Source organism: Bacillus sp. FSL R5-0712, from assembly GCF_038593285.1.
Classification (GTDB): Bacteria; Bacillota; Bacilli; order Bacillales; family Bacillaceae; genus Bacillus; species Bacillus safensis.
The window spans coordinates 3,410,598-3,428,169 of record NZ_CP151981.1; the positions used below are offsets into that span (position 1 = coordinate 3,410,598).

Here is a 17,572-nt window from a genome sequence, read left to right on the forward strand (position 1 = left end):
GAGAAGCATGACAGAATCAAAGGAAATCATTCGTGTTGAAAAACTCAATAAATACTTTGGAGAGCTTCATGTTTTAAAAGATATCGATCTCACTGTTTATGAAAATGATGTGGTCGTCTTAATTGGCGCAAGCGGTTCTGGAAAAAGCACCTTGCTCCGCTGTATGAACTTTTTAGAAATAAAAAATGATGGAGATATTATCATTGATGGCAGTCCTGTTCATCCAAAGCGCGATCAATTAAACGAAATGAGACAAAAAATAGGAATGGTGTTTCAGCATTTTAATCTTTTTCCGCACAAAACTGTTCTTGAAAATATCATCGAAGCGCCTGTTATGGTGAAAAAAACAAAGAAAGCACAAGCCAGCGCTGAAGCCAGCGCCTTGCTAGAAAAAGTCGGACTTGCGGATAAAGCCAACGTATATCCTTCTAAACTATCAGGCGGCCAAAAACAGCGTGTAGCCATAGCCAGATCTCTCGCCATGAAGCCTGATGTCATGTTATTTGACGAACCTACATCTGCCCTTGATCCAGAGCTTGTAGGCGAAGTGCTGCAAACGATGAAAAGCCTCGCAAAAGAAGGCATGACCATGGTCATTGTCACACATGAAATGGGCTTTGCGAAAGAAGTTGCCGATCGTGTCGTCTACATGCACGAAGGCCGCATCGTCGAAAAAGGCGTCCCTTCGGAATTGTTTGACTCTCCTAGGGAGGAACGTACAAAACTGTTTCTCAGCTCCATTTTATAGGTCAAACGCCCTTCATTTTTAGTGCTTAACTTACGTTTTTGCTCATTTTTTACGAACTTTTCATCCATTTATATTGAACTTAACCAAAAAACCATGTCAGATAAACTTACATGTATATGTTATATATGACTTTTCTCTCTATAATGAAGAATTAAGAAAACAATAATTCTGAATGATTCGGGGGAATGCAGCATGCAAATGGGTGATACAGTATTTATGTTCTTCTGCGCACTACTCGTGTGGTTAATGACACCGGGTTTAGCTTTATTCTACGGAGGACTCGTGAGAAGTAAAAACGTGTTAAGCACAACCATGCACAGCTTAACGTCACTAGCGATCGTTTCAATCGTATGGATCGTATTCGGTTATTCCTTAGCTTTTGCACCAGGCAATGCATGGATCGGAGGATTAGACTGGGTGGGCCTGAAAGGCGTAGGTTTTGAGCCTGGTTCCTATAGTGAGACCATTCCACATTCATTGTTCATGATGTTTCAAATGACCTTTGCCGTCTTAACAACAGCCATCATCTCAGGGGCCTTTGCTGAACGAATCCGCTACTCAGCAGTCGTTGTATTTACACTCCTTTGGGTCACATTTGTATACGCTCCAGTCGCACACTGGGTATGGGGCGGCGGTTGGATTGGCGAGATGGGTGCACTTGACTTCGCAGGCGGAAACGTGGTTCACATCTCATCCGGTGTTGCGGGTCTTGTCGTGGCGATTGTGCTCGGGAAGCGTAAAGAAGCGGCAAGCTCTTCTCCGCATAACTTGATCTACACCCTTCTTGGCGGAGCAGTCATCTGGTTTGGCTGGTTTGGTTTTAACGTGGGTAGTGCTCTTACATTAGACAGCGTGGCCATGTTTGCCTTTATTAACACCAATACAGCTGCTGCTGCAGGAATCATCGGCTGGCTGCTAGTAGAGTGGATGATCAACAAAAAACCGACCATGCTCGGCGCGATCTCTGGAGCCATCGCAGGTCTTGTCGCCATTACACCTGCCGCAGGTTTTGTTACACCGTTTGCTTCTATTATAATAGGAATCATTGGCGGGATCGTCTGTTTCTGGGGAGTCTTTTCACTCAAAGCCAAATTTGGCTATGATGACGCACTAGATGCATTCGGCCTTCACGGAATTGGCGGTACTTGGGGAGGAATTGCAACAGGACTTTTCGCCACAACTTCTGTCAATGACGGCGGAGCCAATGGTTTATTTTACGGAGATCCCAGCTTACTTTGGAAGCAAGTGATCGCGATTGTCGCCACGTACGCTTTTGTTGCCGTTGTGACATACGTGATCATCAAAGTGGTCAATGTCTTCTTCAAAATTCGTGCAACCGAAGAAGAAGAATCAGTGGGTCTTGATTTAACCATGCACGGTGAAAAAGCTTATCAAGATTAAAGAAAAAGGGGTGTCTCTATGAGCAAAATGTATAAAGTGGAGATTGTCACACGTCCAGCTAATTTTGAAACATTAAAGGTGGAGCTTGGAAAGATTGGTGTCACCTCGATTACCTTTTCAAATGTACACGGCTGCGGCTTACAAAAGGGACATACAGAGCTATACCGCGGCGTCAAAAAGGAAAGCAACGTGTACGAACGATTAAAGATCGAAATCGTCCTAAGCAAAGTACCTGTCGAACAGGTCGTTGAAACAGCTCAAAAGGTACTTCGTACAGGCGAACCAGGGGATGGGAAAATTTTTATATATGAGGTAGCGAATACAATCAACATCCGGACAGGTGAAGAAGGACCTGCCGCCCTATAGTGTATCCTCCGCCGAGTGGCGGAGGATCTTTTTAAGCAGAAAAAACCTCTGCATATTCATATACACAGAGGACCTTGTAAGACATTAAGATTGTTTTGTTTCTTCTGACTGACTGCTGTCTTTAGAGGAATCAGAAGACTTTTCTTGATCAGAGGATTTACCCTTCTCATCAGACTTTTCTTCAGATTTTTCTCCAGCTGGCTCTTTGGCTTTATCTTCAGCAGCAGGTTCTTTCGTTTTTTCCTCAGTCTTTGGCTGAGCAGGTTCTTTTGCTTGTTCCGTCACTTCTTGCGCTGCTTTTTCAATTGTAGAAACAGGCTTGTCAATGAAGCTAAGCGGATTAAGCGCTAAACCTTCCATACGAATTTCAAAATGCACATGGTTGCCGCTTTCAGCACCATATAGATTTTTACCAGAAGCACCAATGACATCATTCTGCTTGACTTCATCGCCTTCTTTGACACTCACATGTGACAACGATTGATAAACAGTCGATAATCCATCTTCATGTTCAATTTCAACAACGTGACCAAGAACTGGATCTTTTTTCGCTTGAACCACTGTTCCACTAAGAGCAGCTGTGACATCAAACACTTTGCCATCTTTATCTGCAAGATCAATACCTTTGCTCAAGGTATAGGTGTTATTATAGTTTACAAGTGCTGCTTCTTTTTCTTTTTGGTCAGCATCTGCTTCATAGAACTTTTTCACGACAGAAACATTATCAGAATTCTGGACCGGCATTGCGACATTTTCAATTGGCTTTCCAACTTCAACGGCATCATCGCGCTGTTCTTGCCCTGTTTGATTTCCATCAGATAGTTGGTCTTTCACATCTTTTGATACAGCTTGATACCAAAGAACGGCTGTTAACACGACCGCTGCGCTGACCAAGTAAATAGCAGGGAATACCCAGCGCTTACGGAAAAATTGCTGAACTTTTGTGATTTTGGAAGTACGTTTCTTTTCTTCCTCTCTCATTTTTCATCACCTCAGCAACATTCTGAACACTTTTCAAAAAATATATACACACGAAATCATTTTTCTTTTTATTTTGCGCAATCGCATCAATAATATGTATGATAAATGAAAAAAAGATGGGAGACTTAATTGTGAAAACTTTCAACCGTATAGCAACAGAAGATGACCTCAAAGCGATCGTTGATATCTACAATTCAACCATTGCTTCAAGAGAAGTGACCGCAGATACAGAACCAGTTTCTGTCGAGGACCGCCGGCAATGGTTTTTGAATCATTCCGAGAAAAGACCTCTCTATGTGAAAACAGATGAGGATGGAAATATCTACGGCTGGCTCAGCTTTGAAACCTTTTACGGAAGACCTGCATACAACGGGACCGTTGAAATGAGTATCTATTTAAACCAAGAATATCGAGGAAAAGGCTTAGGATCACTTTTCTTGCAAGAAGCCATTGATTTAGCACCCTCATTAGGCATTCGAACGTTACTTGCCTTTATTTTCGGGCACAACGAAGCTAGCATTCGACTATTTAAAAAGCACGGCTTTGAGACATGGGGCCACCTGCCACGTATCGCAGAAATGGACGGCAGCAGATACGATTTAGATATCCTAGGAAAAGAATTATAAAACAAGCGTCTCCCTGAAAAAGAGACGCTTTTTATGACGCATGTAACAGCTGTTCAAACTGTTTCGCATTTTGAAGAGATTTTCTTTGCAGAATGATACCATGTTCATCAATGAGAATCGCTTGTGGAACAACCGTTACCCCGTATAGCTCCATGATTTGTGAAGAACGAGTATACACAGCCTGGGACGGCAGCAATTCAAGGATCTGCGTATCATCCGCCTGTTCATCCCCATTAATAAAAATGAATTGAGTATCATCAACAGCGATTTGCTGCTGCAAGTCTGCTAAAATGCTTTTGCACGTCATACAAGTAGAGTTCACAAAGAACAGCATCACAGCACTCCCGCTTTGAACATATTCCTTCAAAATGACCTTCTCGCCTAAATGGGAATAGCTTCGAAATAACGGTGCAGGATCCCCCACATCCGCTTCCTTTAATTCAATTCCATCAAGGGTTTTGATCTTATTTATAAATTTTCCGATAAAACGAGCGAGCAAAAATATCACAGCCAGCTGAGCAATGACAATGAATAACACAATAATCAATAGAATATCTGTCATTTCACATCGTCTCCTTCTATAAATAATTCAAATTGATTGATCCATTTTCTTTTAAACATTAAGACTTCTTGACCCACCGCTATTATGAAAGAGACAGCCACGGCAATGAGAAAACAAATGATGTTATATTGCCATGGAATGGTTTCTGCATAGGGATGCACATAAAACAATCCGATCACAAGAGCCAGCATCGACACATTGCGAATCACAATTCCCCAGTGAAGGCGTTCATTATCAAGCAGTCCACCACAGCCGCAAGAAATATCACGATGTCCTCTCAATAAATTGAAGGTCACCGCTCCAGTATAAATACTTAAAAGTGCTGTAAGACCAATCGCAGGTACAAGAGTCATATGCCATACGAATAAAAAAACAGTACAAACCAATTCTGCAGTTAAAAACAAATAAAACATGGGTCCCGTGAAAGAAGAAGGCAGCAGCCGATAAGCATTCATCTGCTGCATATGTGCCGTCTGTTTTTTTACTTTATCAAGCCAAGCACCAGCAAAAATGATACCTAATAAATAGACACCTATGTAATAAAAGACACTCACCTTACGCCATCTCCTTTTGTTGGAATAATTGAGATTGTGCCTCGTAAAGCCTTTTGTACTCTCCATTTAACACCATCAGTTCATCATGGTTCCCCTCTTCAACGAAAGCACCATCTTTCATTACGATTATACGGTCTGCTAAACGGGCTGCTCCCATTCGATGTGTGATAAACAAGACACCCTGATCCTGCGTGTGATCGAATAGCTTTCGAATGAGTGAAATTTCCGATAGTGGATCAAGAGCAGAAGTTGGTTCATCTAAAATGATAAAATCACTCTCTCTAAAGAAGGTTCTAGCCATCGCGAGCTTTTGCCATTGTCCGCCAGACAGTTCATGGCCTTCTTCAAAAAATCGGCCAAGCTGCGCATCATACATTTCTTCCATTTGATGAATTCTTTTCTCTATGCCTGCTTGCCGTGCAGCTGAGATCATCCGCTCTCCCTCGTCCATATGATCAATACGGCCAAACCCGATGTTTTCTTTCACAGTGAACTCGTACTTCATAAAATCTTGAAAAAGAACAGCCATTCTCGCATGATATGACTTTTTATGAATAGTAGAAATGGACTCACCGTTGACTTTTTGCATGTTCGGCTGATCTGGATCATATAAACCGGTCAAACATTTGATCAAGGTGGTTTTACCTGATCCGTTATCTCCCACCAATGCAATACGTTCCCCTTTATTGATATGAAAATGTATATGCTCAATGGCAGGTGTTTTCATATTCGGATAAGTAAAAGAGAGATTTTCAAGTGTAATGGACTGAATACACTCGATTTTTCGAAGCGATGCTCCTTCTTCTGTCTGCTCATGAATTTCTTCTTCTCTCTTTTGAAAAGCTCTCATTTCATCAACATAAAGACTTGTTTCATATAAACTAGAACACTCTCTTGTTAAGTCTTGAAAACCACTTTGGATGTTTTGCACCGCTTGCAGCACAGCGACAAATGTCCCGGCAGCTAATTTTTTTTGAAAAATAAGAAAGACAATAAAAAGACCGCAGCATACATAGGCAAATGTCATAAGCAATCCGCCCGCCATCTCCCAGCGGACTTGCCGCTTAAGCAGTTTATATTTTTCATCTGCACTTTTTACATAATGATCTTTCCATTTCTGAAGAAGATAATTCCCGATTCCATATAAACGGATTTCCTTCAATGAATCCCGTTGTGCGACAAGATCGGACACATACATTTCTCTTCTGTCATTGGCTGTTAACATACGGTTTAATTGATAACGCGCTCCTCCAAAGAAAAGCTCAATCCACAAGACAGGCAGGGTAAACACGATTAGAATGACCGCCAAGCCCCAATGGATACCGATCATATAGATAAGAAGTGATACAACAGTAATCAATGCGCTCATGATGGTAAAGATACTTCTAACCATGCTCAGAACATGCTGATGACTGTTCATCACACGTTGACTTTCATTGTAAAAAGACGGGTGTTCAAATGTAATAAACGGCAGCCTGATCGCCTTTTGAAGCAATTCACCCTTCAAATGCAGACCAATCAAATTTGTCGCTTTCTGCTGGCTAAGCTGAAGAATGAATTGAAGCCCATATCCTAAAACCACAATGACCATTTGCAGCCCAAATAACCACAAAACCTTTCGAATGTCTCCTGAAGACGTCATGAATAAAATAATTTCATTAATCAAAGTTTGAATAATCCAGACACTAGCCAAAGGCATAAAACCAACGATCACTTGGATCAACAAGGTTAAAAGAAGATACGATCGGCTTCTTTTCCAAGTATAGGAGATTGCATATAAACAATGGTTCACTGTACTCATCAAACGCTCCACCTTACACCATTTAGTATAATTGACATATTTTTGATATTTATATTATGATAGCTTTGCGTAACTTTACTCTGAGAGGACGATATACGATGAATTCAATCCTACTTTTACAGCTCACTCTTATTCTTTGCAGCCTATTATTAACGATCGGAGTCATCATCTATTTAAAACAACAAATGGAACTGATCATCTTACCGATACAGCATGTTGGACAAAAACTTGTGCATCCGCTGCTTGAAAAACCATCACCTATTCCAGTGAATGATTTACTGCAAACCAACAACAAGCAGCAGCTACTTATTTTCACTGATACATCATGTCCGCATTGCATCCCATCACTTGAACAATTCCTAGAAACGAAAAAGCAGCGTAAATTGGACGTTTCATTTAGTATTTTGCTAAAGAATGGGCAAAAAGAGGATCAAGAATTATATCGTGATAATAAAACCAACATGCGAATTATCCCTGTGGACGAGCAAATGATAGACGCATTCCAAATTGAAGAATTTCCTTATTACATTATGGTAGAAGATGAAATCATCTCATACGCAGCACCTTTTCCGGATGGTCTTTATTCAAGGATATCTGCAAAATAAAGATAAATGAGGCATGTGAAGACTATCAAACACATGCCTCATTTTTTTATTGTGGATCTGACTGAACATCTTGATCTTTTTCTCCTGCAGCAGCTTCACTCGCTTCACCTGAAGCCTGTTCCTCAGCTTGTTCAAACTCACTCCGAGCCTCATTTGAAATGTCTACTTGGTCACCATGCTCATTCACAGTAACAGACGAAGAAGACGTCTCTTTTTGAGCCTCTTTCTCTAGTTCCTTTAATTTAGAAACATGAAGTTCTAAATCTTTTCCTTGCTGAACTAGAGTAAGTTGTTGAAATAATGCCTTTCTCTCTTCTGGAGAATGGTCACCTTGAACAATTTGAGCCGCTTGGGTTAAAAAAGAATTTGATGTTTGACCCGCTTGACGTCTATTTGACGTCTGCATAGCATTTGTTAAGAATGAAATTGAAGATATGCTCATGCGTTCACATCCTATTAAATATGATCCTTAGATTTAGCAGCCACATCTAACGCGTTCTTGACTAGTACAAATCTCACCTGTGTCACGATCCACGTAGTAACGGAAAGTTCCAACACCTTGAAGGAAACAAGTCGGTGCTGATTTACATGAAGTGACTAATTTTTGCAAAATACATCTTGCAGCTGCAGGTTGAACATTGGTCATCTTGTTTAAGAAACGATCTAACATATGAATTCCACCTTCCAATTTTTATGGTAACACAACACAATAATAACCAATTACTAGACAACTAACAACATATTTTGATAAATTTACTAATTATTTATTACTACCAATCTTATTTATGACATAATTTGTTGATAATTTTTATAGTAAATGTTACTTTTTTCTTATTTGAAAATAATTTATTTATCTGTAAATAATGAAGTGAAGATAGAAACATTTTAATTAAACAACATTCACTCTTCCTAAAGCACTACTTACTCAAGTATGATAAAGAGTGAATACATAAAGGAGTGAACACCATTGCAACAAACTGAGAAAATCATTCAATCTCTTCATTCAATCGTAAAGTGGGGAAAGGTTGGTAGTATCTTTCTCTATATTTCAGGCGGTCTGGCTATTCTTATTGGTTTTTGGCTTGTTCTTCCTGCAGCCCTTGGCGTCTTCCTCATTATGATGGGAATTCATGTACAAAAATCTGTAAAAGCAGCTGAACACTTGATTCAGGCTCCAGATACTTCTTACGAAGAATTATTAGAACAGTACGCTAAGATGATGAAAATGCAAACACTGTTTGCCATTTCAAGTATTGCCGCAGTTATTCTTTCATTCATTGCTATCGTTTTGATACTTATACTAGGCGGGTTAGCCTTCCTTCAAGAAATTCCTTATGATGTCCAGCAGTATGAAGGTGATTACGAACAAGAACTCGGTGACTTTTATTAATGGAGAGGGGTATCAATAGTCATTCGATACCCCTTTTGTTTTTATCATTTGACTTGGATCATTCTCCTATGCTTGACATTCAGTCTTGATCATTTTAAAATACAAATCGTAACTATTACGAATTAAGGGAGGATCCTATTACTTATGCGCGTGAATATTACGTTGGCCTGTACTGAAACAGGTGACAGAAACTACATCACAACAAAAAATAAAAGAACGAATCCTGACCGATTGGAGTTAAAAAAATATTCTCCTCGATTAAAGAAATATACCCTTCATAGAGAAACAAAATAAATTTTTTAGATTACAAATCGTAATGATTACTTTTTAAGTGAGGCGGAAAACAAAATGATCGTTTTCAAAAAGGACAAAAACAAATGAATAAGCGTATACCTGTTACAGTATTAAGCGGCTTTTTAGGAGCAGGAAAAACAACGATATTAAATCATGTTCTTCAAAATCGCAAAGGATTAAAAGTGGCTGTGATCGTCAATGACATGAGCGAAATTAATATTGATGCAGAACTAGTCAAACAAGGCGGCGAGCTTTCTCGTTCAGATGAGAAACTCGTTGAATTATCTAACGGCTGTATTTGCTGCACTTTGAGAGAAGACTTGTTAATCGAAGTAGAACGCCTTTGTAAAGCGGGTAATATTGATTATATTGTCATTGAATCAACCGGAATTAGTGAACCAATTCCCGTCGCTCAAACGTTTTCTTATATTGATGAAGAAATGGGTATAGATTTGACCCGCTTTTGCCGTCTAGATACGATGGTCACAGTAGTAGATGCAAATCGTTTCTGGACTGATTTCCAGTCAGGAGAGAGTTTATTAGATCGTAAAGAAGCGGTTTCCGATGACGACGAGCGAGAAATTTCCGATTTACTCATTGATCAAATTGAATTTTGTGACGTGCTTATTATCAATAAATGTGATCTAGTATCTCCCTCTGAATTAGATCGACTTGAGCATGTGCTGAACAAACTACAACCAGAAGCATCCATCATCAAAACCTCAAAAGGTATAGTACAGCCAGATGACATTTTGAATACTGGTTTATTCGACTTTGAAAAATCAAGTGCCTCTGCTGGGTGGATCAAAGAAATCAACGCAGGACATGGTCAGCATACACCGGAAACAGAGGAATACCAAATTTCATCTTTTGTTTACGAAAGAAGACTCCCTTTTCATACCGGCAGACTGAATGCTTGGTTAGATCAAATGCCTGAGCAGATCGTTCGTGCGAAAGGTTTTACTTGGCTTGCCACACATCATGATTTAACCATTTTAATTTCACAAGCTGGGAAATCTGTTGCGATTGAACCAATTGCATACTGGATTGCTGCTTTGCCTGAACAAGAAAAAGCACGGTTATTAAATCAGGAACCAGAGCTTCTAGATGAGTGGGACGCAGAGTTTGGTGATCGCCATACAAAACTTGTGTTTATCGGTGTAGATTTGCCTAAAGCAGAAATCATTCGTACTCTTGATCAATGCTTGCTCACACCTGAGGAATTTGATCAAGATTGGACTACATTTGAGGACCCCTTTCAATGGAAAATACAAAATTAGGCCAGGAGGGTTTTAATTGGCAAAGAAATCTAAGATTGCTAAAGAAAAAAAACGACAGCACCTTGTATTGAAATATGCAGAATTAAGGAAAGAGTTAAAAGAAAAAGGTGACTATGAAGCTTTACGAAAATTACCTAGAGACTCTTCCCCTACCCGCTTAAAAAACCGCTGTGAATTAACGGGCCGTCCCAGAGGTTATTTACGAAAATTCAAAATGTCTAGGATTGCTTTTCGTGAGCTTGCCTATAAGGGTCATATCCCTGGAGTGAAAAAATCGAGCTGGTAAAGAATGATTTGATCTTATCACAGCACTCGTAAAAGTAAAGCCGCACACAATGAGGGAAAATCTATTTTCCAATCTTATCTCAATCTTTTTGAGGTGCAAAATAGCAATTTAAAAACCAGCAGAAATTCTGCTGGTTTTTTATAGTGACTGAGTTCATAAGATAAAAAGACCTGTTTTCAAAAAAGGATTTTCAACCACGATTATGACATTTTCTCTTCTTTTCAAAAATACATGATCATGATACTTTATTGTCATTACCCACCGATGTATGACATCTCAACCTTTTTCTGATCTTTTTTCTGCTCTCTCTCGGCTGAATATTGGTCATGTCTATTCGACCATAATTCCTTTAACCTGTTCGTTAATTCTTCATTATCTTTTGTCGTACGAATCATCTGTTTCAGATCAAAACCCGATGATGCAAACAGACATGTAAATAATTCCCCCCGTGCAGACAGCCTTGCTCTGTTACATGTTCCACAAAAAGCATCTGAAACGGAAGAAATAATGCCTATCTCTCCTGAACCATCTTTGTAAAAAAATCGTTTGGCTACTTCACCTGTATATTGAGGAGGTTCTGGTTTGATAGGATATGTTGAATCAATTAATTCAATTATTTCTTTCTTTGTCATGACATGTTCTAGATTCCATTTATTCGTATTACCGACATCCATAAATTCAATAAATCTGAGAACGTGTCCTTCTTTTTTGAAGTAAGCTGCCATTGGTAAGACATCCTGATCATTCACACCTTTTTGAACAACCATATTAATCTTGATAGCAAGTCCAGCCTTTTTTGCAGCCTCAATACCATCAAACACTTTTTGGATAGAAATATGCCTTCCGTTCATTTGCTTAAAACGGTCGGGATTTAATGAATCTAAACTAATGGTGACTCTATTAAGACCAGCTCTCTTCAACTGATCAGCATATAAAGGTAAAAGCGTTCCATTGGTTGTCATCGCAATGTCTTCAATCCCTGGAATGTTTGCGAGCTTTTCTATTAAGACAGGCAGATCCTTCCGCATTAAAGGTTCTCCGCCCGTGATGCGTATTTTTACCACACCTAGGTTCTTTACAAAAAGGGTAGCAAGTCGTTCTATTTCTTCGAAACTAAGCAGTTCTTCTTTTTTCAAGAAAGGATAATCCGGTCCAAAAATTTCAGCAGGCATACAGTACGTACATCTAAAGTTACAACGATCAGTTACTGATATTCTTAAATCGCGCAATGGTCGATGTCTTTTATCTAAAATACTGACCATACTTTGCCTCCTATTCTGTAATACGCTGAGGATGCGTGTAAATGTTAAAGGATTTCCCTCTGACGAATCCAACTGTCGTAATATTTAATTCTTCTGCCATTTTAAGCGCCAGCTCAGTAGGTGCTGATTTTGAAATGACGATAGACACTCCTAGTTTTGCTGCCTTCAATAGAACTTCTGACGATATCCGGCCGCTGAAAACAAGGATTTTATCTCTAAGTGGAATTCGCTGAAGTAAACAATATCCATAAATTTTATCTAAAGCATTATGTCTTCCTATATCAGTTCTAGTGATGAATAGCTTCTCTGTGTCACACAGACCAGCATTATGCACTCCACCAGTATGTTGAAATAATTGGCTTTCTTCTTGCAAACACTTCATGAGATGCATACAGGTATCAGCAGAAATACTGATTCGATCAATGGCCGTTTTTGCCGTCTTCACATCTTGAAGGAAATAAAAGTGTCTTCCTTTCCCGCAGCATGAACCAATCACTCGTTTTGTAAAATCTGATGAATCAAATCCACTTGAGTGAACTAAATCAACATAGGCAAAACCCATACTTTCATCTATTGTAAACCTTTTAATCTCATTTTCAAATCGAATGACCCCTTCTGAAGCCAAAAAGCCGATAACCAATTCTTTCAGGTGCTCTGGGGAACAAACAAGTGTCACAAATTCTTCTCCATTCACCATCACAGTTAAAGGATATTCTTCTACAATTTCATCAGTTTTGCAGGTAAACTGGCCTTCACGGTATTGGTGTATGACTCGTTTCTTTTTAACAGATGAATTCATTGTATGATCTTCCTTTCAATGCAAATTTAGTTATATGATCCAATCAAATTGTGATATTATTTTAAAAAGTCATAAAAATGTAACATATTTCTATCTTATCAAACTTCTTGATTGCTTTATATGGGGGGAACAAAATGAACAAATCGAAAAATCGCTGGCTCATCGCAGCAAGTGCTGTAGGAATTCATTTATCTATTGGGTCTGTTTATGCTTGGAGTGTTTTTACGAATCCTTTACATGAAGCCTTTCAGTGGTCATTAACAGAAATAAGTCTCACATTCAGTATTGCTATTTTATTTTTAGGTTTATCTGCTGCTTTTATGGGACATTTCGTTGAAAGGTATGGTCCAAGGGCATCGGGGCTCTTCTCAGCTATTTTCTTCGGCATCGGAATGACTGGTTCAGGATTCGCTGTCCACATGTCCTCACTGCCTCTCCTCTATTTATTTTATGGTGTACTCGCTGGAATTGGTTTAGGGGTAGGCTACATTGCACCTGTATCAACTCTAGTCAAATGGTTTCCGGATCGAAGAGGTCTTGCAACCGGCTTAGCCATTATGGGGTTTGGGTTTGCTTCTCTTATTTGCAGCCCAATTATTCAATATCTCATTGAAAAAGTGAATATCGCAAATACTTTTTATATTCTTGGAATCTCCTATTTTATTATCATGGTGATCTCATCTCTTTATTTATCACCACCAACGCCTGATGACGTCAAACAATTTGACGTATTCAAAACAAAGAAAAGAAAAATCCCTCAAGATTTATCACAGCTTACAGCAAATGAAGCGATCAAAACAAGACGTTTTTATTATTTGTGGCTTATGCTTTTTATTAATATCACATGCGGAATCGCTATTATTTCAGTAGCGTCACCTCTTGCCCAAGAAAGTGTTGGGTTCACTGCAGGTGCTGCAGCTACTCTTGTGGGCATTTTAGGTGCTTTTAATGGTTTAGGACGCATTGGCTGGGCATCGTTTTCAGATTATATAGGAAGACCGAATACGTATACGATTTTTTTCAGTATCCAGCTCATTGCTTTTCCTTTACTCCCCTATTTAAAAGAACCGCTCATCTTTTCAATCGTTATGGCGATCATTTATACGTGCTATGGAGGAGGATTTGCTTCAATTCCAGCCTATATTGGGGATTTGTTTGGTACAAAGCAGCTTGGTGCCATTCACGGTTATATTTTGACTGCTTGGGCCGCTGCGGGATTAGCAGGACCACTATTTTCATCCTTCATCCGAGATATAACAGGTAATTACACACAAAGCCTTATGGTGTTCTCTGGCTTATTTTTCATTGCTTTTATCATATCACTTCTCATTCGAAAGGATATTCAGCAGCTAAGAGAAAAAAACCTATCTGCTGCTTCCTCTGTCTCAGCCCGATCTTAATTTGAATTTGACAGAATCACAATCTAAAGGTAATTTTTAGATATGAAAACGCTTTACAAAGTAATAGGAGGGTGATGATCTCATGGGGAAAACAAAACATAAGGGGCCTGTTAAACTCAATAAAAAACCCTCACCAAAGCTATGGGCCTCTTTTGTACCAATGGGGCTTGGCAAAGTGAAACCGAAACACATTCGAGATACGATGAAAGTGGCATGGGAGAACAAAGATAACCTTCCCTACGCGTACCGTATTTTAACGCAGGGTGTTTGTGACGGCTGTGCCCTTGGCGTCTCAGGACTGTATGATCAAACGCTCGCAGGACCTCATATATGCACCACAAGACTAAATGTGCTTCGTCTTAACACAATGCCAGCTATTGATCCAAAATGGTTTGAAGATATTCAGCAGCTAAAGCAAATGGACAGCACCTCTCTTCGCAAGCTTGGGCGGATTCCTTATCCATTGATCCGAAAAAAAGGTGACAATGCCTTTACACGTATTTCTTGGGATGATGCACTAGATCAAATCGCAGCTAAAATCCAATCAATTGATAAACGGCAGCTTGCTTTCTATTTAACCGCCAGAGGAATTACAAATGAAGTTTATTATACGGCTGCAAAGGCTGCTCGATTTATAGGGACGAATCATATTGATAATGCTTCTCGCATTTGCCATTCACCAAGTAAAACTGCTCTTAAACGGTCCCTTGGCATCGGTGCTTCCAGCTGTAATTACAGTGATTGGATTGGAACGGATGTATTAATTTTTTGGGGATCTGTTGCAGCAAACAATCAGCCTGTTTCCACTAAATATATGTACGCTGCTAAAAAGAAGGGAACAAAAATTATCGTCATCAATCCGTATAAAGAGCCTGCTATGGAAAAGTATTGGGTTCCTTCTATTCCAGAGAGTGCTTTATTCGGTACAAAAATTGCAGATGATTTTTACCAAGTCAATATAGGCGGAGATATTGCGTTTATGAACGGCGTCATCAAGCATTGGTTTGACATGGAGCAGCATGCTCCCCATTCGGCTCTTGATCACGAATTTATTCAAAAACATACAACGGGCATCCAGGATTTAAGGAAGCATGTCACACAATTGAAGTGGGAGGACCTAGAAGCATCATCAGGTTTATCAAAAGAAAGAATGAAGGAATTTGCGACACTGCTTGCCAATGCTAATTCAGGCGTTTTTATTTGGAGTATGGGCCTTACTCAGCACCGCTTTGCAACTGATAATATATCACAGGTTGCCAACCTTGCCATGCTGCGCGGATTTATCGGCAGAAAACATTGTGGTGTCATGCCAATTCGGGGGCATAGCGGCGTCCAAGGTTCTGGTGAAATGGGTGCTGATCCATTCGTTTTGCCGGGTAGTGATTTTGATGAAGAGAATATTGAAAGAATCGAACGTATATGGGGGTTTGACATTCCTAAATGGCATGGTGACACGATTGGGCAATCCTTTGAGAAGATGGCTCTCCCAAAAGACCATCCACAAAAACTCAAAATGCTGTTTACGAGTGGCGGAAACTTTTTAGAAACGATGCCAAATCCGGAAGCGATCGAAAAAGCATTATCTGAACTTGAACTCCGTGTTCACCAAGATATCATTTTGAATACCTCTACGCTGGTAGACGCTGAAGAGGCGGTGATTGTGCTGCCTGCTATGACAAGGTATGAACAACCAGGCGGCGGCACATCAACCAGTACGGAACGCATGGTATATTTCAGTCCAGAAATTGAAGGACCTCGTATTGAGGAAGCCAGAGCGGAATGGGAGATTTATGTTGATCTTGCGAAAAGAGTCCGGCCAGAAGATGCCGAGCTGATACATTTTGAAACAGCTGAAGACATTCGTCGTGAGATTGCGGTCGCCAACCGAAATTATGATGGCATCCAGCATTTACGTCACAAGGGAGACGTTTTTCAATGGGGAGGCGCATGGCTTTGTGAAGATGGCGTGTGTCCAACACCAGACGGCAAGGGACATCTTCTTCCTGCCCAGCTGCCTCAATATCGAAAAACCGAAGGACATTTCAATATCACGACAAGAAGAGGAAAGCAATTCAACTCCATGATCTACAGTGAAAAGGATGCCTTTAACGGTGGAAAACGTCATTCTATCCTAATGAATGAAGAAGATGCAAAAGAGCTTTACGTCCAAGAAGGTGATCCAGTGGTTCTCTTTAATCAATATGGATCCTATCAAGGAGTGGCTCAATTCGGAGAGTTGAGACGCGGCAATATCGCAGTTTATTGGCCGGAAGGGAACGTTTTAATTCCTAAAGGTGTGTATGAGAGCTACTCACAGATTCCCGAGTATAATACAGCTGCCATATTAGAAAAAGCCGAAACCTTCCATGCAAGAAAGGATCAGCATTATGTAGAGAAACGAATTGATGAATTAGAAACGACTTTGAATTAATCGTCAACTTAAAAACAGCTGGGGTTGTTTTCCCCAGCTGCCATTCACTCTCTACCGACCAAAAGCGCTCGCTTCCTGTTGAAGAATATGGTTCAATTCTTCGGCATTTGCAGCCGGTTGATATTGTCCTCCACCCGCTTTTGCAACAGATTTAAGACTTTTTGCTTCCTTTTCATTCACATCGAAGCCAATGATATTGACGATTGTATCTATTCCGTCTTCATGTAATTCCTTTGCTGCTTGTGAAGGGCTTCCACCACAAGTTTCTTCACCATCACTGACAACATAGACAATATTTTTCCCTTCAGCTTGGTGATCTTCAAAATCTTGTTTCGTATCCGTTAATGCTTTTGCAAGTGGTGTCCAGCCAGTTGGCTTATACACATTCAGTGCTTGTTGAAATGTTGATGGCTCATATGATCCAAATCCGTAAACGGCTTCAGAGCTTGAACAAGAAACGGCTTTCCCTGCATTTTTATTGGTTCCTTCATGACCAAACACTCGAAGCAGAACTTGTGTATCTTCTGATAAAATACTCGCAAAGCTTTGAATAGACCGTTTGGCGATTTCAATTTTCTTTTCACCTTCAACTGACTGTGCCATGCTGCCGCTTAAATCGAGTAATATCACCACATGAGCAGGCGGCTCCTGTTTTGTTACAGCATGAGCTGGTGAAGAAAGAAGCAGGACAAGGCTAGCCAAAATGGTTAATACGATATTTCTTTTCATCAATAAAGACCTCCCTTTTTTACTTTTGTACAGAAAAAGAGAAACGAAAGCATGAAT

Annotated in this window: 19 protein-coding genes; 11 read left to right on the plus strand and 8 right to left on the minus strand. The window is 39.9% G+C overall.

Annotated elements, in window-relative coordinates; genetic code table 11:
• The first annotated feature begins 7 nt into the window (after positions 1-7).
• The 3 genes from NSU11_RS17585 (at position 8) to NSU11_RS17595 (ending at position 2,515) form a co-directional block, all read left to right on the plus strand.
• Positions 8-748, plus strand: a complete 741-nt coding sequence (locus NSU11_RS17585) for an amino acid ABC transporter ATP-binding protein (RefSeq protein ID WP_342493697.1) — start codon at positions 8-10, stop codon at positions 746-748.
• Between the two features lie 192 nt (positions 749-940).
• Positions 941-2,149, plus strand: coding sequence for an ammonium transporter (locus NSU11_RS17590; protein WP_024423703.1), 1,209 nt, complete (start codon positions 941-943; stop codon positions 2,147-2,149).
• Positions 2,150-2,167: 18 nt separating this feature from the next.
• On the plus strand, positions 2,168-2,515 hold the full coding sequence (locus tag NSU11_RS17595; RefSeq protein WP_024423704.1) for a P-II family nitrogen regulator: 348 nt from the start codon (positions 2,168-2,170) through the stop codon (positions 2,513-2,515).
• A gap of 84 nt (positions 2,516-2,599) precedes the next feature.
• Here NSU11_RS17595 and NSU11_RS17600 read toward each other — a convergent pair whose 3' ends face one another.
• Positions 2,600-3,496, minus strand: a complete 897-nt coding sequence (locus NSU11_RS17600) for a M23 family metallopeptidase (protein ID WP_342493698.1) — start codon at positions 3,494-3,496, stop codon at positions 2,600-2,602.
• 116 nt (positions 3,497-3,612) lie between these two features.
• Here NSU11_RS17600 and NSU11_RS17605 point away from each other — a divergent pair, with 116 nt between their 5' ends.
• Positions 3,613-4,122, plus strand: coding sequence for an N-acetyltransferase family protein (locus tag NSU11_RS17605; RefSeq protein WP_342493699.1), 510 nt, complete (start codon positions 3,613-3,615; stop codon positions 4,120-4,122).
• 31 nt (positions 4,123-4,153) lie between these two features.
• Here the strand turns inward: NSU11_RS17605 and NSU11_RS17610 are convergent, their stop codons facing one another.
• From NSU11_RS17610 to NSU11_RS17620, 3 genes are read right to left on the minus strand one after another with little or no spacing between them, the layout of a single operon-like run.
• Entirely contained in the window at positions 4,154-4,684 is a 531-nt protein-coding gene (locus NSU11_RS17610) for a redoxin domain-containing protein (RefSeq protein WP_342493700.1), read from the minus strand.
• Positions 4,681-5,238, minus strand: a complete 558-nt coding sequence (locus NSU11_RS17615) for a MauE/DoxX family redox-associated membrane protein (RefSeq protein ID WP_044333378.1) — start codon at positions 5,236-5,238, stop codon at positions 4,681-4,683. Before NSU11_RS17615 ends, NSU11_RS17610 begins: the two co-directional genes overlap by 4 nt.
• Position 5,239: 1 nt before the next feature.
• A complete protein-coding gene (locus NSU11_RS17620; RefSeq protein WP_172881637.1) occupies positions 5,240-7,039 on the minus strand; it encodes an ABC transporter ATP-binding protein in 1,800 nt (599 codons plus the stop codon).
• 98 nt (positions 7,040-7,137) lie between these two features.
• Here NSU11_RS17620 and NSU11_RS17625 point away from each other — a divergent pair, with 98 nt between their 5' ends.
• Positions 7,138-7,644, plus strand: coding sequence for a hypothetical protein (locus tag NSU11_RS17625; protein WP_025093903.1), 507 nt, complete (start codon positions 7,138-7,140; stop codon positions 7,642-7,644).
• Positions 7,645-7,690: 46 nt separating this feature from the next.
• Here NSU11_RS17625 and NSU11_RS17630 read toward each other — a convergent pair whose 3' ends face one another.
• Complete coding sequence (locus NSU11_RS17630; RefSeq protein ID WP_024423711.1) at positions 7,691-8,086, minus strand: hypothetical protein; 396 nt, start codon at positions 8,084-8,086, stop codon at positions 7,691-7,693.
• A 525-nt stretch (positions 8,087-8,611) separates the two neighbouring features.
• On the opposite strand from NSU11_RS17630, the gene NSU11_RS17635 reads away from it, so the two are divergent.
• The 4 genes from NSU11_RS17635 to rpsN all read left to right on the plus strand — a co-directional run bounded on the left by NSU11_RS17635 (position 8,612) and on the right by rpsN (position 10,894).
• On the plus strand, positions 8,612-9,034 hold the full coding sequence (locus NSU11_RS17635; protein WP_024426331.1) for a DUF5362 family protein: 423 nt from the start codon (positions 8,612-8,614) through the stop codon (positions 9,032-9,034).
• 144 nt (positions 9,035-9,178) lie between these two features.
• The gene (rpmG, locus tag NSU11_RS17640; protein WP_024423713.1) at positions 9,179-9,328 is read left to right on the plus strand and encodes a 50S ribosomal protein L33; all 150 of its coding nucleotides are present in this window, start codon (positions 9,179-9,181) and stop codon (positions 9,326-9,328) included.
• Positions 9,329-9,411: 83 nt separating this feature from the next.
• Positions 9,412-10,608 carry a GTP-binding protein gene (locus NSU11_RS17645; RefSeq protein WP_056765572.1) on the plus strand — a complete coding sequence of 399 codons (1,197 nt, stop codon included), beginning with the start codon at positions 9,412-9,414 and terminating at the stop codon, positions 10,606-10,608.
• 16 nt (positions 10,609-10,624) lie between these two features.
• On the plus strand, positions 10,625-10,894 hold the full coding sequence (gene rpsN, locus NSU11_RS17650; protein WP_024426333.1) for a 30S ribosomal protein S14: 270 nt from the start codon (positions 10,625-10,627) through the stop codon (positions 10,892-10,894).
• A gap of 254 nt (positions 10,895-11,148) precedes the next feature.
• Here the strand turns inward: rpsN and moaA are convergent, their stop codons facing one another.
• Both moaA and fdhD read right to left on the minus strand, forming a co-directional pair.
• A complete protein-coding gene (moaA, locus tag NSU11_RS17655; RefSeq protein WP_029707486.1) occupies positions 11,149-12,156 on the minus strand; it encodes a GTP 3',8-cyclase MoaA in 1,008 nt (335 codons plus the stop codon).
• 10 nt (positions 12,157-12,166) lie between these two features.
• Complete coding sequence (fdhD, locus tag NSU11_RS17660) at positions 12,167-12,955, minus strand: formate dehydrogenase accessory sulfurtransferase FdhD (protein WP_024423717.1); 789 nt, start codon at positions 12,953-12,955, stop codon at positions 12,167-12,169.
• A gap of 134 nt (positions 12,956-13,089) precedes the next feature.
• Between fdhD and NSU11_RS17665 the strand changes: the two genes are divergently transcribed.
• Entirely contained in the window at positions 13,090-14,355 is a 1,266-nt protein-coding gene (locus NSU11_RS17665) for an OFA family MFS transporter (protein ID WP_024423718.1), read from the plus strand.
• A gap of 82 nt (positions 14,356-14,437) precedes the next feature.
• The gene (locus tag NSU11_RS17670) at positions 14,438-16,786 is read left to right on the plus strand and encodes an FdhF/YdeP family oxidoreductase (protein WP_149126195.1); all 2,349 of its coding nucleotides are present in this window, start codon (positions 14,438-14,440) and stop codon (positions 16,784-16,786) included.
• Positions 16,787-16,837: 51 nt separating this feature from the next.
• On the opposite strand, the gene NSU11_RS17675 is transcribed toward NSU11_RS17670, so the two are convergent.
• The gene (locus NSU11_RS17675; RefSeq protein WP_024423719.1) at positions 16,838-17,515 is read right to left on the minus strand and encodes a VWA domain-containing protein; all 678 of its coding nucleotides are present in this window, start codon (positions 17,513-17,515) and stop codon (positions 16,838-16,840) included.
• Positions 17,516-17,572: the final 57 nt, after the last annotated feature.